General features: G+C 57.0%; 18 protein-coding genes and 1 pseudogene. 9 read left to right on the forward strand and 10 right to left on the reverse strand.

All coding sequences use genetic code 11. The features are described from left to right. Nucleotides 1-20: 20 nt before the first annotated feature. Together panC and panB are read right to left on the reverse strand one after the other, a co-directional pair. Nucleotides 21-872 (reverse strand): pantoate--beta-alanine ligase, encoded by an 852-nt coding sequence (gene panC, locus AC1DFB_RS16305; RefSeq protein ID WP_170408560.1) that lies wholly within the window; start codon nucleotides 870-872, stop codon nucleotides 21-23. After that, nucleotides 869-1,709: pseudogene (panB, locus tag AC1DFB_RS16310) on the reverse strand (3-methyl-2-oxobutanoate hydroxymethyltransferase). The gene panC and the pseudogene panB overlap by 4 nt, the downstream one beginning before the upstream one ends. Before the next feature lie 171 nt (nucleotides 1,710-1,880). Between panB and AC1DFB_RS16315 the strand changes: the two are divergent. From AC1DFB_RS16315 to AC1DFB_RS16335, 5 genes are all read left to right on the forward strand, one after another. Then, nucleotides 1,881-3,368, forward strand: coding sequence for an ABC transporter substrate-binding protein (locus tag AC1DFB_RS16315; protein WP_170626742.1), 1,488 nt, complete (start codon nucleotides 1,881-1,883; stop codon nucleotides 3,366-3,368). A gap of 155 nt (nucleotides 3,369-3,523) precedes the next feature. Beyond that, nucleotides 3,524-4,471 (forward strand): ABC transporter permease, encoded by a 948-nt coding sequence (locus tag AC1DFB_RS16320; protein WP_170426057.1) that lies wholly within the window; start codon nucleotides 3,524-3,526, stop codon nucleotides 4,469-4,471. Next, a complete protein-coding gene (locus tag AC1DFB_RS16325; RefSeq protein WP_170408556.1) occupies nucleotides 4,468-5,283 on the forward strand; it encodes an ABC transporter permease in 816 nt (271 codons plus the stop codon). Before AC1DFB_RS16320 ends, AC1DFB_RS16325 begins: the two co-directional genes overlap by 4 nt. Beyond that, on the forward strand, nucleotides 5,280-6,878 hold the full coding sequence (locus AC1DFB_RS16330) for an ABC transporter ATP-binding protein (RefSeq protein WP_480921677.1): 1,599 nt from the start codon (nucleotides 5,280-5,282) through the stop codon (nucleotides 6,876-6,878). The genes AC1DFB_RS16325 and AC1DFB_RS16330 overlap by 4 nt, the downstream gene beginning before the upstream one ends. 36 nt (nucleotides 6,879-6,914) lie before the next feature. Continuing rightward, nucleotides 6,915-8,366: an aldehyde dehydrogenase family protein gene (locus tag AC1DFB_RS16335; protein WP_480921678.1), complete on the forward strand. Its 1,452-nt coding sequence runs from the start codon at nucleotides 6,915-6,917 to the stop codon at nucleotides 8,364-8,366. On the opposite strand, the gene pncB is transcribed toward AC1DFB_RS16335, so the two are convergent. Next, nucleotides 8,363-9,655, reverse strand: coding sequence for a nicotinate phosphoribosyltransferase (gene pncB, locus AC1DFB_RS16340; RefSeq protein ID WP_170394888.1), 1,293 nt, complete (start codon nucleotides 9,653-9,655; stop codon nucleotides 8,363-8,365). The two genes, AC1DFB_RS16335 and pncB, sit on opposite strands and share 4 nt — an antisense overlap. 164 nt (nucleotides 9,656-9,819) lie before the next feature. Here pncB and AC1DFB_RS16345 point away from each other — a divergent pair, with 164 nt between their 5' ends. Beyond that, nucleotides 9,820-10,350, forward strand: coding sequence for a hypothetical protein (locus AC1DFB_RS16345; RefSeq protein ID WP_170514119.1), 531 nt, complete (start codon nucleotides 9,820-9,822; stop codon nucleotides 10,348-10,350). Nucleotides 10,351-10,353: 3 nt separating this feature from the next. Here the strand turns inward: AC1DFB_RS16345 and pncA are convergent, their stop codons facing one another. Beyond that, a complete protein-coding gene (gene pncA / locus AC1DFB_RS16350) occupies nucleotides 10,354-10,947 on the reverse strand; it encodes a bifunctional nicotinamidase/pyrazinamidase (protein WP_170408552.1) in 594 nt (197 codons plus the stop codon). 96 nt (nucleotides 10,948-11,043) lie between these two features. Between pncA and trhO the strand changes: the two genes are divergently transcribed. Together trhO and AC1DFB_RS16360 are read left to right on the forward strand one after the other, a co-directional pair. Further along, entirely contained in the window at nucleotides 11,044-11,949 is a 906-nt protein-coding gene (gene trhO, locus AC1DFB_RS16355) for an oxygen-dependent tRNA uridine(34) hydroxylase TrhO (RefSeq protein ID WP_480921679.1), read from the forward strand. A 64-nt stretch (nucleotides 11,950-12,013) separates the two neighbouring features. Next, nucleotides 12,014-12,514 carry a potassium channel family protein gene (locus tag AC1DFB_RS16360; protein ID WP_170394876.1) on the forward strand — a complete coding sequence of 167 codons (501 nt, stop codon included), beginning with the start codon at nucleotides 12,014-12,016 and terminating at the stop codon, nucleotides 12,512-12,514. A gap of 6 nt (nucleotides 12,515-12,520) precedes the next feature. Here the strand turns inward: AC1DFB_RS16360 and AC1DFB_RS16365 are convergent, their stop codons facing one another. Further along, entirely contained in the window at nucleotides 12,521-12,850 is a 330-nt protein-coding gene (locus tag AC1DFB_RS16365) for a hypothetical protein (protein ID WP_170394874.1), read from the reverse strand. Nucleotides 12,851-13,041: 191 nt separating this feature from the next. Here AC1DFB_RS16365 and betB point away from each other — a divergent pair, with 191 nt between their 5' ends. Continuing rightward, a complete protein-coding gene (gene betB / locus AC1DFB_RS16370) occupies nucleotides 13,042-14,496 on the forward strand; it encodes a betaine-aldehyde dehydrogenase (protein ID WP_170802621.1) in 1,455 nt (484 codons plus the stop codon). Nucleotides 14,497-15,176: 680 nt separating this feature from the next. On the opposite strand, the gene AC1DFB_RS16375 is transcribed toward betB, so the two are convergent. Genes AC1DFB_RS16375 through AC1DFB_RS16395 form a run of 5 tightly spaced genes read right to left on the reverse strand, consistent with a single transcriptional unit; the run spans nucleotide 15,177 to nucleotide 19,846 of the window. Continuing rightward, the gene (locus AC1DFB_RS16375) at nucleotides 15,177-17,324 is read right to left on the reverse strand and encodes a tetratricopeptide repeat protein (protein ID WP_480921680.1); all 2,148 of its coding nucleotides are present in this window, start codon (nucleotides 17,322-17,324) and stop codon (nucleotides 15,177-15,179) included. Beyond that, nucleotides 17,321-18,190 (reverse strand): flagellar motor stator protein MotA, encoded by an 870-nt coding sequence (motA, locus tag AC1DFB_RS16380; RefSeq protein ID WP_170408548.1) that lies wholly within the window; start codon nucleotides 18,188-18,190, stop codon nucleotides 17,321-17,323. The genes AC1DFB_RS16375 and motA overlap by 4 nt, the downstream gene beginning before the upstream one ends. 46 nt (nucleotides 18,191-18,236) lie before the next feature. Beyond that, on the reverse strand, nucleotides 18,237-18,830 hold the full coding sequence (locus AC1DFB_RS16385; RefSeq protein WP_480921681.1) for a MotE family protein: 594 nt from the start codon (nucleotides 18,828-18,830) through the stop codon (nucleotides 18,237-18,239). Further along, nucleotides 18,827-19,339 carry a DUF6468 domain-containing protein gene (locus AC1DFB_RS16390; RefSeq protein WP_223117225.1) on the reverse strand — a complete coding sequence of 171 codons (513 nt, stop codon included), beginning with the start codon at nucleotides 19,337-19,339 and terminating at the stop codon, nucleotides 18,827-18,829. The genes AC1DFB_RS16385 and AC1DFB_RS16390 overlap by 4 nt, the downstream gene beginning before the upstream one ends. Before the next feature lie 9 nt (nucleotides 19,340-19,348). After that, a complete protein-coding gene (locus AC1DFB_RS16395; protein ID WP_170408545.1) occupies nucleotides 19,349-19,846 on the reverse strand; it encodes a flagellar basal body-associated FliL family protein in 498 nt (165 codons plus the stop codon). Nucleotides 19,847-19,914: the final 68 nt, after the last annotated feature.

Here is a 19,914-nt window from a genome sequence, read left to right on the forward strand (position 1 = left end):
CAAACGTGCCAGAGGGGAAATCAGACCGGAGACACCGGTAGATTGTCGATCAGCCGCACGCCGTCGACCAAGGCTGCCGCAAACAGTCGTGCGGGTCGTTTGGCATGGGTCATAGGCTCCAGCGTTTCAGCGCAGCGTAGTTGCAGATACTCCACTTCGTTGAAGCCGGCGGCCAAAAGATCGGCCTGTGCCTGAGAAGCCAAAGCTTCGAATTCTTCGCCGTTTTCCAGCGCCTGAACAACTGCACGCATGATACGATGTTTTTCGGCTGCGATGGCCAGACCATCCTCGGATAGCCTTTGATTGCGCGAAGACATTGCGAGGCCCGAAGGTTCACGCACCGTTGGGCAACCAATCACCTCGATCGGAATATCGAGGTCGCGGGCCATCCGGCGGACGATCATAAGCTGCTGATAGTCTTTTTCCCCGAAATAGGCTCGATCCGCTTGCGTTTGCAGGAACAGCTTGGCGACAACTGTTGCCACACCATCGAAATGACCCGGGCGGAATTCTCCCTCCATCGCGACGGTCAGACCCGAGACCGAGACTGTGGTGGCGAAGCCATCTGGGTAAATCTCATCCGGGTCGGGCGTGTAAATCGCATCGACGTTGTAAGGCGTGAGTTTTTTTGCGTCTTCTTGTTCGGTGCGCGGATAGTTGGCGAGGTCTTCGGGGTTGTTGAACTGCTTGGGGTTTACAAAGATCGTCACGATCACCCGGTCGCAAGCCGTCTTCGCGGCTTCGGCCAGCGACAGATGCCCCTGGTGCAGCGCACCCATGGTGGGGACAATTCCGATCACCTCACCATTCAGATGCCAATCACGAGTCAGCGCACGCAAGTCTGCCAGTCGACGCAGAATAGGCGCGGTCATGACTTGGGTCCTTTGACGGGTACGGCATCGGCAAAGACATGTTCGTCTGCCGGGAAGCTTCGCGCACGAACCTCGGCTGCGTATTCAGCAATGGCGGCTTCGGCCAACGGGCCAAGATCAGCATAGCGTTTGACGAATTTCGGTTTGAAGGCGGTGAAAAAGCCAAGCATATCGTCCACCACCAGAATTTGCCCGTCGCACCCGGCCGAGGCACCAATGCCAATTGTGGGGATCGCAATCTCAGCGGTAATTCGGTTTGCCAAACCCTGCGGAACTTTCTCTAACACGACCGAAAACGCGCCTGCTTCGGCGACGGCCCGGGCGTCGGCCAATACGGCATCGGCCTGTTCGTCGCGCCCTTGTACCTTATAGCCACCCAAAGTGTTTATCGACTGCGGTGTCAGGCCAATATGTGCCATCACCGGGATCCCGCGTTTGACCAGAAACCGGATGGTTTCAGCCATCTCGAAGCCACCTTCCAGCTTAACCGCCCCAGCTCCTGTTTCCGACATCAGCCGGGCTGCGTTGCGGAATGCCTGAGCCGGGTCATGCTCGTAGCTGGCGAAAGGCATGTCGATCACCATCATTGCCTTGTCCAGACCACGGGCAACGGCCTGGCCGTGCATGATCATCATCTCCATCGTCACACCAAGAGTCGACGTCAACCCGTGCAACACCATGCCGACGCTGTCACCGACCAGAACAGAAGTCACAATGCGCATCCATCAACTGCGCCATCGGTGTTGTGTAGGCGGTCAACGAGACCAGAGGATCAGTACCTTTCCGGGCGCGGATATCCTCGGCGTTCGGGGCTTTCTTGCGGGCGGTGGCGCTCATGCTCGCTCCTCGCAGGTTTCATGTTGCAGCGCGGCATAGCAGATGCGGCAGGCGCAAAGAAACCCCGGTTGCGCCAACAATTCCTTGATTGACCTCGGGTTTGCGAGGACATTGGTCGCAGATCGGCCCGAAAAAAGCAGGGCTAGCCAATTTCAGTGGGGAGAGATTTTCATGACAAAGCAGCGCTTTCGCTCGTTCGCGTCGGCCCTAGCCCTTGGCGCGGGCCTGTTTGCCACGCAGGCCATGGCCAAATCTGACATCACCATCGCCATGCAGCTTGAGCCACCGCATCTGGACCCGACCAGCGCTGCGGCGCAGGCTATCGATTCGGTTGTCTACACCAATATCTTCGAAGGCCTGACCCGGTTCATGGGGGATGGCTCGGTGGTGCCGGGGCTGGCCGAAAGCTGGGAAATCTCGGATGACGGTACCGTTTACACATTCAAGCTGCGCGACGGTGTGACATTTCACGATGGCACAACGATGGATGCCGAGGACGTCAAGTTCACCCTTGATCGCGCCACGGCAGAAGACAGCGCCAATGCGCAGAAGGCTTTGTTTGCGGGCATTAAAAGTGTCGAGGTAGTGGACCCCCTGACCGTTCAGGTGACGTTGAATGAGCCGAACGGGAACTTCCTTTTCAATCTCGCCTGGGGTGACGCGGTGATCGTTGCGCCCGAAAGCATCGAGAATATCAAGACCAACCCGGTTGGCACGGGGGCCTTCACCTTCTCTGACTGGCTGCAGGGTGACAGCATCATCCTGAATCGCAACCCCGACTATTGGGGCGAACAGCCCGCGTTAGAGACCGCAACGTTTAAGTTTATCTCGGATCCGACCGCCGCCTTTGCCGCCATGATGGCCGAGGATGTAGACGTGTTCGACAACTTTCCCGCACCCGAGAATCTGCCGCAATTCGAGGCTGATCCGCGCTTTCAGGTTCTTGTCGGCTCGACCGAGGGGGAAACCATTCTGTCGACCAACAACAAACAAGCCCCGTTTGATGACATATTGGTCCGACAGGCATTGGCCCACGCGATTGACAGGCAGGCCATCATTGATGGGGCTATGTTCGGCTATGGCACACCCATCGGTACGCATTTTGCTCCGCATAACCCGGCTTACGTCGATCTGACCGGCAATTCGGCCTATGACCCGGAAAAAGCCAAGGCGCTGCTGGCCGAGGCCGGGTATCCCGATGGGTTCGAGACCACGCTGCACTTGCCGCCGCCTTCCTACGCCCGACGCGGGGGTGAAATCATCGCTGCGCAACTGGCTGATATTGGCATCACCGCCGAGATCATCAATGTGGAATGGGCGCAGTGGCTGGAAAGCGTGTTCAAGGGCAAGGAGTTTGGCCTGACCATCGTCAGCCATACCGAGCCGATGGATATCGGTATTTATGCCCGGCCCGACTATTACTTCCAATATGACAGCACCGACTTTCAGGCATTGATGGACACGCTGAATTCGACCACGGACCCTGATGAGCGCACACGTTTGCTGGGTGAGGCACAGCGCTTGATTTCGACCGATTACGTCAACGGGTACCTGTTTCAACTTGCCAAGCTTGGCGTGGCCAAGGCCGGTGTTGAGGGGCTATGGGAAAACGCACCCACGGCAGCGATCGATCTGACCGGGATCAGTTGGTCCGAATAGAAGAACAGAGTTGGACCGGGGCGATGGCCAGCGCCCCGGCGCGAACTGTTGCACCATGAAACCCACAAGGATTCTGGCTTGGCGGGTTTCTTTTTGTCTATCTTCTCGTGCCTTAGGCGCTGGACCCACACGGGATGTGACCCTAACGTTTCCAAATGCTCCGCTACGCCCTCAAACGTCTGCTGTCGCTGATCCTGAGCCTGGCCGTCGCCTCGGTTGTCATCTTTGCAGTGATCGAGGTCGCGCCCGGTGATCCGGCGTCGTTCATGCTGGGCGTGAACGCGCAGGCCGATACATTGACTGCGCTGAGAGCTGAACTGGGCCTCGATGTCTCGAAGATCGAGCGGTACTTCAACTGGGTCGGCGGGATGCTGGTTGGGGATTTTGGTACGTCCTACACCTATCGCACACCCGTGTCGCAGATGATCGCAGATCGATTGTGGGTGTCATTGCCGCTGGCTTTGTACGCGCTGACCCTTTCCACGCTGATTGCTTTCCCCGCCGGTATCTACGCAGCCTCACGGCGCGGCAAACCGGGTGATCTGACCGTGATGGGTGCGACTCAGCTTGGTATCGCGGTGCCGAATTTCTGGTTCGCGATGATGCTGGTGTTGGTCTTTGCCATCAATTTGCGCTGGTTCAATGCCGGCGGTTTCGCGGGTTGGGAGAACGGCATTTGGACCGGTCTACATTCGTTGACCCTTCCAGCCATCGCCCTGGCCCTGCCGCAAGCGGCGATCCTTGCGCGGGTCATGCGCTCGGCTCTGTTGGATATTCTGGCCGAGGATTTTATGCGCACTGCACGCGCCAAGGGCCTTTCGCGTCGGCAGGCGCTTTGGCGACACGGAGTGCGGAATGCCTTGATCCCGGTACTGACGATCATTGGACTCCAATTTTCCTTCCTGCTGGCGGGTTCGATCATCATCGAACAGGTGTTTTATCTACCCGGCCTCGGGCGGCTGGTTTTTCAGGCCATATCGGCGCGCGATCTGATCGTCGTGGAATCGGTCGTTATGCTGCTGGTCTTTGCCGTCATCATGGTGAACTTTTTTGTCGATCTGGCCTATGCCGCAGTCGATCCAAGGCTGAGGAGCAGGACATGAGCCGCAACCTGATCCTTGGCGCGACGCTGTCCTCACTGGTGGTGCTGGCAGCGCTGGTGTCCTTTGTCTGGACCCCATACGACCACGCCGCGCTGAGCATTCCGGCCAAGCTGCAGCCACCCAGCGCGCAGCACTGGTTCGGTACCGATCATTTCGGACGCGACATGTTCTCGATGATCATGGTTGGTGCGCGCACCTCGATTGCGGTGGCGCTGGTCGCGGTCGGGATTGGTATGGCGCTGGGCGTTCCCTTGGGTCTGGCAGCCGCTGCGCGCAGTGGATCGTGGCTAGATGAATTCATCATGCGCGGCAATGATCTGGTCTTTGCATTCCCCTCTCTCGTCATCGCCATTCTGATCACTGCCGTCTTTGGTGCCGGGGCCATTAACGCGATCATCGCCATCGGTATCTTCAACATCCCCGTTTTTGCCCGCATCACCCGAGGCGCGGCTTTGTCTCTTTGGGAGCGCGAGTTTATCCTTGCCGCCCGCGTGTCAGGCAAAGGCGCGGCACGGATATCGGCTGAACATATCCTGCCCAATGTCGCCAATCTGCTGATTGTTCAGGGAACAATCCAGTTCTCACTTGGCATTCTGGCCGAGGCTGGGCTGTCCTATGTCGGTCTTGGTGCGCAACCCCCTACGCCAAGCTGGGGCAGAATGCTGGCCGATGCGCAGACGATGGTTAGTTTTGCCCCGCATTTGGCTCTGATTCCGGGTCTTGCCATCATCGTGACGGTTCTTGGCCTGAACCTTCTGGGTGATGGCTTGCGCGATTGGTTGGACCCTCGGATACGGGTGGCCCGCGCATGAGTCTTTTGCAGATCAAGGACCTCTCGTTGGCTATCCACGGCACGCCGATTTTAAAGAAGATCAACCTGTCGATTGCCCCTGGGCAGATCGTGGCTGTGACCGGAGAAAGCGGTTCGGGCAAATCAATGACAGCCTTTGCCGTGATGCAGTTGCTGCCAAACGATGCCGAAGTAGATGGGGTGCTAGAGTTAGAGGGCCAGAACCTGCTGAACCGGTCTGAGGCCGAGATTTGTGTGCTGCGGGGCGCTGCGATCGGAATGGTTTTCCAAGAGCCGATGACTGCCCTGAATCCGGTGAAGACCATCGGCGATCAAGTTATGGAGACTATCCTGATCCACAAGGCCATGCCCCCGGCCAAAGCGCGCGCTCGGGCCGAAGAGGTTCTAGCCCGGGTTGGATTGCCAACCGACAGGTTTCCGTTGAAGCGTTATCCTCACGAACTGTCAGGCGGTCAGCGCCAGCGAGTGGTGATCGCCATGGCGATTGCATTGCGCCCCCGACTGTTGATCGCGGATGAGCCGACAACGGCGCTTGATGTGACCACGCAGGCGCAAATCCTTGATCTGCTTAAAGGGCTCGTGTCGGAGTACGGCATGGGTCTGCTGATGATCACGCATGATTTGGCGGTGGTTGCAGACATGGCGGATCAGATTGTGGTCATGCGGCATGGGGATGTTGTTGAAACGGGCGCAACAGATCATCTCCTGCGCCATATGCAGCACCCTTACACCCGTATGCTGTTCGAAGCTTCGGGGCATCAAGTCAACCTGCCGACCTCTCCTGCACCGCGAGCGTTGCTTGAGGTCGAGAACGTGGTGCGGGACTACCGTCTGCCCCGAACGCGCCTGTTTGCCACGCCCGGTCATCATCGGGCCGTCGATCATGTCAGCTTTACCCTGAATCGGGGGGAGCGTTTAGGGCTGGTTGGAGAGTCCGGTTGTGGAAAATCGACCCTAACACGAGCTATTTTGGGCTTGGAGGAGGTGCAGCAAGGCCGCATTTCCCTTGATGGTCAGCCTGTTTTCACCGGCCACAAACCCAATCTGGCAGTGCGACGCAAGATGCAGGTGGTGTTTCAGGACCCTTATGGCAGCTTCAATCCTCGCCACCGGGTCGCGCGCCTGATCACCGAGCCATTTCATTTGCTGGACACCCCGCCAACCGGTTCTGAACGGCAGGATCGCGTCGCTGAGATGCTTCCCGCCGTTGGCCTAAGCCCCGATGATGCGGGCCGCTACATTCACGAATTCTCAGGTGGGCAGCGGCAACGTATCGCTATTGCGCGCGCTCTGATTATTCGACCCGAGTTGATCCTGTTTGATGAGGCTGTCTCGGCGCTGGATGTCTCGGTCCGCGCCCAAATTCTCGACCTGCTGGCCGAGCTTTGTGCGGCTTACGATCTGACTTACCTGTTCATCAGCCATGACCTGAGCGTGGTTCGAACCATCACCGACCGTGTGTTGGTGATGCAGGCCGGCAAGATTGTGGAACAGGGTGAAACCGAGCAAGTCTTCACAGAGCCTCAGCATCCTTACACAAGAACTCTGATCAATGCGGCACCGAAATTGCCGGAGACTGGACGAGGCGCTGCATGAAAAACCCTTGTATAGAGCCTGATATTGGAGCTTCCGATGACTAACCCCCTCTGGTTCGATCCCAACCTTTGCCTGATCGGCGGAGAATGGAAAATGCCCGTGTCAGGTCAAACCTTGCCGCTGGTGAATCCCTCGGACGGTTCCGAAATTTGCCAGATCGCTCGAGGTGGCGAAACCGATATCGACGCTGCAGTGCGGGCCGCCCGATCCGCGTGCGATGGCGATTGGGGTCGCATGACGGCCCTGGAGCGAGGGCGTATTCTCACCCGACTAGGGCAACTGGTTCTGGACCGAGTGGATGAACTGGCACAGCTAGAGGCGATGGATGTCGGCAAACCGCTGACCCAAGCGCGGGCAGATGCGGTAGCATTGGCGCGGTATTGCGAATTTTATGGTGGTGCTGCGGATAAAGTGATGGGCGAGACCATTCCCTATCTGGATGGCTATACCGTCTACACGTTGCGCGAGCCGCACGGTGTGACCGGCCACATCGTGCCGTGGAATTATCCGATGCAGATCATTGGCCGTTCTGTCGGGGCGGCGCTGGCAATGGGTAACGCCTGTGTTCTGAAACCGGCGGAAGAGGCCTGCCTGACCGCACTGGCCTTCGCGCATCTGGCGATACTAGCGGGCTTGCCGCCCGGGGCCTTGAACGTGGTACCTGGTCTGGGGGCAGAGGCGGGCGCGGCCTTGTCGGCACATCCGGGTGTGGATCACATCTCATTTACCGGTTCGGTCGCGACAGGCGCGTTGGTTCAGCAGGCGGCGGGTCGAAACGTTGTTCCGGTGACACTGGAACTGGGCGGCAAGTCGCCGCAACTGGTTTTCGATGACGCCGATCTGGATGCCGCGCTGCCGTATCTGGTGAATGCGGGTATACAGAATGCGGGCCAGACCTGCTCGGCCTCTTCGCGCATTCTGGTGCAGCGCGGTGTTTATGTTGCGGTGAAATCCCGTATGGCGACTGCCTATCAAGAACTCACCGTTGGACCGGCGGTCCAGGACTTGCGCGTTGGTCCGCTGATCTCAACACGGCAAAAAGAAATCGTGACCGGTTTCCTTCACCAAGGCTCGGACTTGGCGATTGCCGCCGAGGGCCAGATTGCGGCTGGCGCACCCGAATCCGGCGCATATGTCAGGCCCACATTGTTCTCGGATGTGCCGCCCGATCATGCCTTGGCGCGGGATGAGATCTTTGGCCCCGTACAGGTTCTGATCCCGTTTGACACCGAAGAACAGGCTCTAACCATAGCAAATAGCACCGAATATGGCCTTGTTGCCAGCGTCTGGACCCGAGATGGTGGGCGGCAGATGCGGCTGGCCAAGGGTTTGCGTTCGGGGCAGGTGTTCATTAACAACTACGGCGCGGGCGGAGGTGTCGAGCTGCCTTTTGGCGGCGTTGGAAAATCCGGCCACGGCCGCGAAAAAGGGTTCGAGGCGCTTTATGGGTTCTCGCAGCTCAAGACGGTTGCGGCCTACCACGGCTAAACGATCACTTCGATCGGCTCCTGCGCTCCAACGCCAAAGACGCGCTTGTACCGCTCAATCTGCTCGGCGGGTCCCATCGCCTTTTCCGGGTTGTCAGATAGTTTGACCGTCGGGTAGCCATTGGCCGAGACCGCCTTGCAGACTAGCGAAAAGGGAGCCAATGCGTCATTCGGTACAAGTTCGCGGAAGTCATTGGTCAGCAACGTACCCCAGCCGAACGAGACATTGGTTTGATCCGCGAACTGAGCGTGCAATTCGCGTATCTTGTCCACATCTAACCCGTCCGAGAAAATAACTCGCTTCTGCGTCGGGTCTTCGCCGCGTGATTTCCACCAGTCTATTGCGATTTTTGCGCCGGTTGCGGGGTCGCCGCTGTCAACGCGAATGCCGGTCCAGCCTGCCAGCCAGTCAGGCGCGCGGTCCAGAAACCCTTTGGTGCCATACGTGTCGGGCAGAATGATGCGCAGATTTCCATCATGTTCCTCGTGCCAGTCGCTAAGGACGTCATAGGGCGCCTGCGCAAGCGCGGCGTCGTCTTCGGCGAGCGCAGAATACACCATAGGTAGTTCATGTGCGTTGGTGCCAATAGCCTCAACTTCGCGTCGCATTGCGATCAGACAATTGGACGTTCCGGTAAAGGACGAACCCAAACCTTCAATCATGGCCTGCACACACCAGTCCTGCCAAAGGAAGGAATGCCGCCGCCGCGTACCGAAATCCGCGATCCCAAGCCCCTCAATAGTGCGAAGCTGGGCTATCTTTTCCCATACGCGTGTCATTGCACGGGCATAGAGCACCTGTAGTTCGAACCGGCGCATATCGTTCAGAACCGCGCGTGAGCGTAATTCCATCAGTACGGCCAGCGCCGGGATCTCCCATAGCATGACCTCGTGCCACTTACCCTCAAAGGTCAGCTCATACTGATCACCCTTACGCTCCAGATGGTAAGGGGGCAGGCGCAGGTTCTCGAACCATTCCATGAAATCCGGGCGGAACATCTGACGCTTGCCGTAGAATGTATTGCCCCGCAACCACGTGCTTTCCCCACGACTCAGACTTAGCGAGCGGATGTGATCCAACTGCTCGCGTAGCTCGCCTTCATCGATCAAACGGGCCAATGGCACGTGATTCGACCGGTTGATCAGCGAAAACACCACATCGGTTTGGGGCTTATTTCGAAACACTGACTGGCACATCAGCAGTTTGTAGAAATCTGTGTCGATCAATGACCGGATAATCGGGTCAATCTTCCATTTATGATTGTAGACCCGCGTCGCGATATCGACCATGGGGACCTCCTGCAATTTCCGTTGTTAGATCAATCGGAGCACGAAATGGCAAGAGTCGCGGAATTGGGAACAATGCCCACGACAGAACACATTACGGGCTTATTGTGGGTTTCCTTCACGCTTTAGTGAGGGCTGGGGATGGAACTGAAGGTTGAAGTTAGTGAATGAGTCTCGAGTACGATTTTGACATTGTTGCAATAGCTCCGGATGAGGTTGATCCTGAGCATGGGCAAACATCGATAACTGGGCGGCCCCCGGTGCGGGCGCGGTTCAGGGATATCAAGACGGCAGACGCTTTGCGCGCTGCATCGCCCAAGATTCGCAGAATATTTCTGGAATCAGGATTTAGCCTGGACGAGTCGGATGGGCATCTTGCCCGAGGTTATTTTCGGCCAGAAGAGGCTGAAGATCGCCTCCTGATCCTAAAGCGTCTTTTTGCGAATATCCGGAATATGGGTGTCCAGGGAGAGTATAGTGGTGAGTTCGATTTCCATCACTTCTTGGGCCATATCAGGACCGCAAAGCCCGGGACCGTGAACCGGAAAATGCCCGAGCGACCATTGCAAGCGCCACGCCCAAGACCAGTGCGTCCAAAGCGTCGCACGGTTTCTGGGCGTATCGGTTTCGCGTTAGGTCTTGCCGTGATCCTGTTTGTGTTTCTGAAACTGCTGGCCGAGCATGGTGCCGCGCTTTGATCCTCAGGCCAGTGTCACACCTGCTGCGCGCATGGCCTGCTCTGCGACAGCCAAAGATCCGTCCATATCAATGGCGCGGCACAAGTTGCTTAAGACAGTGACATCAAACCCCAGCTGTGCCGCATCTACCGCCGAATAATGCACGCAGAAATCTGTCGCCAAACCGACCATGGTCAGCTGCGTGATCCCGCGCGTCTCAAGATAGCCTTTTAGACCAGTGGGCGTGGAATGGTCGTTTTCGAAAAACGCGCTATAGCTGTCGATAGCGCTGCGAAATCCCTTGCGGATGATCAGATCGCCATCTGTTCGCAAATCCGGATGGAAGTTCGCGCCTGCGCTGCTCTGAACACAGTGATCGGGCCACAAGACCTGAGGGCCATAAGGCATGTCGATCATCTCGAACGGCGCTTTGCCAGTATGAGAACTGGCGAATGAAGAATGCCCCGCCGGGTGCCAATCCTGTGTCAGGATCACCGTATCGAACGTATCCATGATCGCATTGATCGGTGCGACGATCTCGTCCCCTCCGGCAACGGCAAGCGCGCCGCCTGGGCAGAAGTCATTCTGAACATCGATAACGAGCAGGGCGTGGGACATGCTGGCCTCCTAAAGTCGTGTTATCGGTATGGTGCGCAGCGGGTATCGTCAATGCGGTCTCTTGTGTGTTTTTGCCAAGGGCATTAGATCGCCCACATGTACACAATCGCTGCCCTCTATCATTTCACGCGTTTTCCCGACCCCGATGCGCTACGCCCGGCTTTGCACGAGCTTTGCCGCGCGCAGTCGGTGAAAGGCACCTTGCTGCTGGCGCAAGAAGGGATCAATGGCACCATCGCCGGACCCCGCGCAGGTATCGATGCGGTTCTGGCGCATATCCGTGCGTTGCCAGGATGCAGTGATCTTGAGTGGAAAGAGGCGACCTCGGACAATCCGCCCTTCGGCAAGATGAAGGTGCGGTTGAAGAAAGAGATCGTGACGATGGGCCAGCCCGATGTCGATCCCCGCGCAAATGTCGGGAATTACGTCGAGCCTGAGGACTGGAACGCGCTGATCCGATCAGATGATGTGGTGTTGATCGACACCCGCAACGATTACGAGGTGGCGATTGGCACATTCGAGGGTGCAATAGACCCTAATACAGCCAGTTTTCGCGATTTCCCGGCGTGGTGGGAACAGAACAAGGACCGCTTTCACAACAAACGCGTTGCCATGTTCTGCACGGGTGGCATCCGGTGCGAAAAATCCACCAATTATCTGCTGGGGCAAGGGGTCGAGGATGTCTATCACCTGAAGGGTGGCATCCTTAGGTATCTGGAAGAAACGCCACCCGAAGACAGCACTTGGCAGGGTGAGTGTTTTGTCTTCGACAACCGCGTCTCAGTTGGTCATGGTCTGGTCGAGGGGCCGCACAAGCTATGCCATGGTTGCCGTCGCCCGATCCTGCCCGAAGATGTGAAACGCCCTGAATACGAGCATGGCGTATCCTGCCATCGGTGTATCAATGAGACTTCAGAACAGGACAAGGCGCGGTTTCGCGAGCGGCAAAAGCAGATACAGCTGGCCCGCGCGCGGGGCGAGGAACATCTGGGTTCTGACTGAAATCAGCTTGCAGGCCACGTTTGAAATCGGATGATTGTGCGCAAGCCCAACCGACGGAGCGCTCATGACCCACGAACCCAGAACCCTGGAAGAATGGAAATCAACTTTGCTGGCGGCGCTTGGGCTGGTCTTGGCAAGCTTTCTTGCGTGGTACGGTCTGTCGCGCCTGAACGAAGCTACTGCAGGCGACACCATTGGCACTCTTTCTTCGGTAGGCCTTCTGATCTGGATCGCCTCGCAGTCCTGGTACTACATGACCCAGGTGAAATCTCCCCGGAGGTTGTTGTTCCTGATGGGGGTGTCCTTCATTCAGGTCGTGCCGTTCCTTTTCGCAGCCGTCTACGGCGCGTTTGGATATAACGATCATTGTGTGATCGGCGCTGAAGGGCCAGCCGATATTCTGTATTTCTCATACGTCACCTTCACAACGGTCGGATATGGGGACATGTCCCCAACCGGCTTTTGCCGTGGGCTGGCTGTGGCCGAGGCTGTGACGGGTTACATCCTGTTGGGCATGTTTGTGGCCGCCGCCGTCGCGCTATACGCGCGCAACCACGGCAAATAGAGGGATCTATTTATTATGATCGATCCAGCGCGACATCATTTGTTTGTCGCGGAAACACTCGGACGGGATCGGGCGACGCTTGCTGCGCGAGATACGTTCGGCAAAAGCAACCTGCTTACCTGTTGGGTAGTTTGCAAAGGGCGACGGATCATGCGGCTTATGGGCTGAAATCCAGTCCGACAGGGATTTGCGGTCACGCTGCGCCTCGACCGGAATCTCAAGCGCTGATTGTTGCGCGATGGCGCGGGCAAAGCGCATCTGCCGATCTGTAACTGGCAGCAGGTGATAGTCGTTTGTCGGGCCGCTCAGGGCGGAATTTCGCATGTTCTGGGCCATCGGGTAATCCTCTGACTATGTAGAACATAAATAGAACATTAACCTTTCGTTTCAAGGGAAGACCCTTTGGATTAGGCGAGAACCTGCCAATCCGCGGCTTGATTGACTGATCAGTCAATAATCGATAATTCGATCCTCAACGCACGCGATCTTTTTGCCTAAAGAGATTTCTGAACACAGAGGGAACCGGCATGAAATTTCAACCTAAGGCCAGCCATTTCATCGATGGCGAGTATGTCGAGGACACCAATGGCGCGCCCATCGACGTTATCTACCCCGCCACCGGAGAGGTCATCGCACGGCTACATTCCGCCACGCCTGAGATTGTTGAAAAGGCTCTAAACAGCGCAAAATCGGCCCAAGCGGCTTGGGCTGCCCTATCGGGCACCGAGCGAGGCCGTGTGCTGCGACGCGCGGCCGACATCATGCGGGATCGCAATCGTGACTTATCGATCATCGAAACCCATGATACCGGCAAACCTCTGCAGGAAACGCTGGTGGCCGACGCTACCAGCGGCGCGGATGCGCTGGAGTATTTTGGCGGTCTGGCGGCCTCGCTGACCGGCGAACATATCCCTCTGGCAGACGGGGATTTTGTCTATACCGTCCGCGAGGCGCTGGGCGTTTGTGTGGGCATTGGGGCATGGAACTACCCGACGCAGATTGCTTGCTGGAAGGGTGCCCCGGCGTTGGTGTGCGGAAACACAATGATCTTCAAGCCTTCCGAGACTACTCCACTGTCGGCATTGCAAGTAGCCGAGATTTTGATCGAGGCAGGTGCACCCAAAGGCGTCTATAACGTTGTTCAGGGCTACGGTGATGTAGGCGCCAGCCTGGTGACCGACCCCCGAGTGGCCAAGGTCTCGCTAACAGGGTCGGTTCCAACGGGCCGCAAGGTGTACGCTGCTGCCGCCGATGGCATGAAACATGTCACCATGGAATTGGGTGGCAAGTCCCCGATGATCGTGTTCGACGACGCCGACATCGAAAATGCCGTGTCAGGCGCCATTCTGGGAAATTTCTACTCCTCGGGACAGGTCTGTTCCAACGGCACTCGAGTTTTTGTGCAAAAGGGAATCAAGGAAGCGTTCCTTAAGCGCCTGTCTGAACGCCTTGCTACGGCGAAAATCGGCGACCCGATGGATGAAGAGGTCAACTTTGGCCCGATGGTCAGCGAAAACCAGATGAATATCGCGCTTGGCTATGTCGAAAAGGGGAGGGCCGAAGGCGCGCGGCTGATCTATGGCGGCGAACGGGTCCAAGGCGATGGTTTCTATATGCAGCCCACGGTTTTTGCCGATGTTAAGGACGATATGACAATCGCGCGCGAAGAGATTTTCGGCCCCGTGATGTCGGTGCTGGACTTCGACACCGAAGAAGAGGTTTTGGCCCGTGCCAATGACACCGAATTCGGTCTGGCCGCCGGCGTCTTCACCAACGACCTAACCCGCGCCCACCGCATCGTGGCAGGTTTTGAGGCGGGGACTTGTTACATCAACACTTATAACCTGGCCCCGGTAGAGGCACCGTTCGGCGGATCTAAGATGTCGGGTGTCGGTCGCGAGAACTCGAAACTGGCAATCAACCACTTCAGCGAGATGAAGACAGTCTACGTCTCGATGAATGATGTGGAGGCCCCATACTGAATAAATCCGGTTAAATAGTCTCTGTTCTTGACAGTTCACGTCGGGGGCAGAGCACATGCCGGTTCGTACATATGGCTAAATTCCTCAAGACGACTCGTCCGCAAACCGGAGATCAGCCTGTGAAAATTCACACCCGAGCTTTTGTGATCGGAGCAGTTTGATCCTTCATCAACTGGCCAAGTTTGGTTGGATTGACGTAGCGATGCTGGAAAGGGCGAGCTAACTTGGGGCCAACCCCAGACCATGTCCCCGGCACAATACGCAATGCCAATTGTAGCGGCTGTTTTGGCGGTGCATGTTCACATCTGGGCTGAACAAATCTCTGGGGCGGGTCTGCAGGATCCCGATGTGGCAACCGTAATGCCCTGGAATACGGTTTCAGAACGTCTGAGTCACTCGGCCTGGTTTACCAAGGGCAGATGTGGTGATCGTAATTTCAGATAGAGTTGTCCAAGAACCAGCACACTTGAACGCGTGCGGTGGTCCTGAATGATCATTGAGCCAGCTGTAGATCTTCGACACGTTCACTGAGTTTACCGCCACTGTCCCATGGGCATCATGGATTAACGCATAGGAAGTCCAAATGAATTCAATACCTTTGTTAGAGGCTGATTTTGGCGTCTATCAGCCTACAGGCCAAATCAGTTACACCTGTCCCTGCAAGAACAGACTTCCAAGGTTCAGTTCGGGTCAATTGCGCGCACTGTCTCAAGCATTTCAATGATCTGCGCGCGTGCGTTGGTGCTGTCCTGTAATAGCGTTGCGGCGTCCGACAACGGCTTGTCCGGCTGCCGCGCAACGGGCTTGATCAGGGACGTTCGGATGCGGGACAAATCGGTGAAGGTGTTTGACCTCTCTTCATCCGCACCGCCGGAGCCCGCCAACCAGTTGTATCGATCGGCCATCTCGTGCTTCCCGCCTGCCTGTAATGCGTGCGCGGCGGCATCGAAATCCTGTGTTTGCATCATGGCCTGGGCGCGTAACTCTTGTGCGGTGTCCGAGGAATCGTCCGCGATTTCCAGCAGCGCCTGACGGGGACGGTTGCCCAACAGAGCCGCCTTTGCCCGAAGCCGAGCACGATCACGGCTGCGTTCCCGATCTTGCGGTCGGTTTGCCAGCGCGTAAGCCTGCGCTGAAAACCCAAGGTCAGCCAATCGCTCTGCCATGGACACGGCAGTTTCGACCGTCAGCGCGTTGCGTCGCCTGTCCTTCAATTCCATCACATGGCGCAGGAAAGTAATGTCGTCCGCCCGCTCCGCCAGCAATTGGAACACCTGATCTCGTGTCCTCTGCCATTCGTCGGAATCTGAGACATCCTCAAAACTGGCAAGAGCTCCGGTAAAATCCTGCGACAAAGCCATCGCCAAAGCGTGTGCACGCGCCAACATCGGGCCAAGTTCGGACTTCCGAAGCTCGCGCGCATAACTTGCAGCTAAATCGAGGTCGCGGGGCGAGACCGTACCCCGGTCCGACCACCGCTTTTCGATCAACCGCGCAAGTGCCAACGGCGCATCGGTCGCGGCATCGGGCGCCGATATGACCTCGGTCAACAGCGTTTCTGCGGTATCGGTATCCCCTGCAGCATCCGCGATTTTAGCTTGGGCAAAGGTTACATCAGCGGGTTCGTCCTCTAAGATCCGATCGACCGCACGCAAGATCCGGCGCGATGCTTCAAGCCGGCCTGCCGAGACAAACATCTCGGCGATATCCGGGCCGAGATGTTGCCTGAGATGCCACGGCAGCCGACCAAAACTGCGTTCGATCGCTTTCACATGCGCATCGGATTGAAGTTTACCCTCACTCAAAAGCGCCCAGAGTGCGGCGGCACCATCACATCTTTGCTGCCCTTCCAAAGGGTTCGGCGTCGGTGCAGGCAACTCGTCCATCACTGATGCGATGGCCGCTACTCTGCGCTGCTCAACCGAGGTCTCCGACAACAAAGACAGGGCTTGGTGCGCTTCTACACCGAACCCGAAATACGTATAGAGCTTCGCCAAATCCATTGCATACGCCTGGTCGACACGATCGAATTCCTGAAATAGCCCGACCCGCAATTCGGCCACATCCTCGGAAAATGATCGAGCGCCCGACCATGTCTCAAAACCCAGTTCGCTGTCCGTGATACATTCCGGTTTGCTATCAATCTGAGGAACTGCCAGATTGCCCAGCCCCGAAACCTCATTGAGCACTGAAGACAGTCGCAGATTTGGCACCAGCTTTTCCGAAGATCGCAGCGGACCAAAACTGGACGATTCCCTGCGTCCGACACCTGCCAGTTCAAGATCAACAACCTCTCGATCAGCGCTTTGCAATATACGTGATGCCAACTGCTCCTCAAAATTTCGTTGATTTAACTGCAGCAAAGGCAAGGCCAGTTCGGTGGCTGGAATATCAGTAGGTAAGGGTTTTGGGGCCGGGATACTTGCAGTCCTGGGAAGTGCCTCTGGCTCTACCGGGTCATTTGCAGGTGTACCCTGGTCGGGTGCGATATCTATGACCACCATAGTTTGGCGATGCAGAAATGCCGTTGCCACGCAGTCGCACCCAAATGTCATCTCCAACGCTGCACCTGGCCCGACCTGTTGAAGCGATTGCAGACGGTTCCCCGACAGGCGGTCGAAGACAGCTGCAGTGTTGAATGTCGCATTATCGATGCCAATGCTCAGCCGCGCGCCGTTCTCGACCGGATCCAACATCCAACCGGTGCCAGAGGGGACCTGTACCACCAGACGCGTGTATCCCTCATGCTCGCCCGATCGCACGGTCAAAGCCTGTGCTGACGCGCTTGTGCCCCATGTGAGCAAGACCAAAGACAATGCGCGGATCATGCTGCAGCCTGCTTGAGTTCCTTAAGCGCGTCTTCAAGTTCCGAGAAACCGGGCCGGTTGTGGGTCGGTGTGTTCTGGCGGCCGACCTCAATACACATGGCCGCGTTGTGGTTGTGAAGATTAGCCACCAGAACCTCTTTGATGAGTTGGTAAAAGTGGTTGTCTTCTTCAACAACAGATTTCAGCTTGCCCGCGAAAGGACCCACCAATCCATAAGCCAGAAAAACCCCCAGAAACGTCCCAACCAACGCGCCGCCGATCAGCTTACCTAGGACTTCCGGTGGTTGGTCGATTGATCCCATCGTCTTGATCACACCCAGAACGGCGGCCACGATCCCCAGGGCGGGCAACCCGTCAGCAACGGTTTGCAGCGCGTGGCTTGAATGCATGGCATGGTGGAAGTTCGCCTCCATCCGCTTTTCCAGCACCTCCTCAACCTGGTGCGGGTCGTCATAGTTCATCGCCGCCGAGCGCATGGTGTCACAGATCAGGTCCACCGCTTCTTTGTCGGCTTGAATCTTGGGATATGCGGAAAATAGCGATGAGCTTCCTGGCTCTTCAATGTGCTGCTCTACCTCGACCGGGTTCGCGCGTGCGATCCGGATCAAAGAGAACAACAAGCATAACAGATCGCGATAATCCTCGGGCTTCCATTTGGGTCCTTTAAAAACTTTCGCGATATCCTTGGCGGTGTGTTTTACGCCGCCGATATCATTGCTGATCAGAAATGCGCCGACTGCTGCCCCTCCGATCATCATCATCTCGAAGGGCAGTGATTTCATAATGATGGCCATCTTGCCGCCTGCGGCAAGGTAGCCGCCGAATACCATGACAAAGATGACGGCAATTCCGATGAGCCCGATCATGAAAGGTCTCCAGCGTTGAGGGTGCAGATAGATATGGCCATGAGGGTCATTCCTGAGGGGCACGTGCATTGCGCCCGGCCATGATCACGCTGATGGTGTAAGCAGCCTCGGGGCTGAGACCGGCCATAACTTCAGCGGCAGCTTCCGGTGGCATGCGAGACAGGAAGCCAGCGGCGAATACCGCGTCCATCGTTTCGAACAACGCGGCGGCATCTTTGGGCTTCATGCTCTGATACACGTCAGTCAGTTGTGTCAGATCGTTTTCGGCGGCCTTTTCGGCAATCGCCACCGTTTCACGGAGAGCGTTCTCGGCGTCCTCCAGCATGGTGAGCCGGGTTCCGATGGCCTGATCGGCAATGTCGAGCGCCCGTTCCCGGTCCAAAATCGTGCTTTCACGCTGGTTTAGAGTCTTTTCACGGCGCAATAGTTCCGTAAGCAGCAATTGTAGATCTGCCGCATTCGCCTCTTTGCGTTCACCACCGACGGGCGAGGCCATGTTTGGTTCCGCGCCGCGGGCAAGTGCAGGCCCGGCCTCAAGCCCGATGCGAATAATCGCAGAGCCGACCATCAGCAAGGAAATGACGGTCAGAACACCGCCGCGCGCTCGGCGATCAGGCGCTTTTGCCCGGTTGCGACTCATTTCGCTGCTCCGTCAGATGGTGCGGCGTGCCGAAAGAACATCAGGCCTTCTGGTTTCTTTGCGGGCGGCTCTGGTGGTGCTTCCGATGGCTCAGTCGAGACCTCAGTTGGTTCACCAGACGGATCGGATACAGTTTCTTGTGCTTCGCCGGGCTGCTCAGACCTGCCCTCAGCAGGTGCGTCATCTGGCTGATCCATGGGAACTTCCGGCTCAGAGGGCTCTTCCTGAACGACGTCGTGCATCGAGGCCATCATAAGCTCCAACCGTTGTGCGACGGTTTCCGCCCGTTCGGTCAGCGTCTGCAACGCGGTGCCGGAATCATCCGAAGCCTGACGCGCGCTATCCAGCGATTTTCGCAACTCTTCTGCTTGCGAGGACAGCACGGAAACGGCGCCACCCACACCCTTCTCAAGATCGGTAAACCGCTTCAGGCGTCGCGACAGAACGAAACAATACAGACCAGCCCCAAGAGCGCCCGCAACCAGAAGAATATCGGCAATCAACTCCACCATCGCCTCCTAATTCAGTACAAATTCCATGACCAGAACGTCACGCACGCGGCCTTCGCCCACGACGATCCCAATGCGTCGTAGCAGGTGTCCGCGGATCCTCATCAAAGCCAGAGAATCTTCCAGATCGGTTAACTCAAGGGCGCGCAAATAGCTGTTCAGAACGTCCATGATTCGCGGCTGCATCTTTTCAACCTCGGCGGCGTAGCCCGCGTTCACTTCAAGCTGCGCGTGAAATTTCAAATGTCGCGAATCATCTGACTTGACCGAGATTATCACCGGCGGAAGATCGACAAATTTCACATCGGGAAGTGCCTTTACGGAAGCGTCTTCGCCTTTCTTTTTGGCCTCTTTCACCATCTCGGACCCACCTATGGGAAGCAGGCCGGATGCAGTTATGAAATAGCCGCCAACACCGCCCGCGATAGCCAGAATCAGCCCAAGCAGAAGGCCTTTTTTCCCTGATTTTTTAGGGGCTTCCGCCTCATCCGCAGTTGCGTCGGTCATGCCGTCCTCATGAATCTGTTCAGCAACCGTCATAACCCCTCAGGGACTAACCGATTGTTAAGGGCAAT

Source organism: Ruegeria sp. S84, from assembly GCF_056583445.1.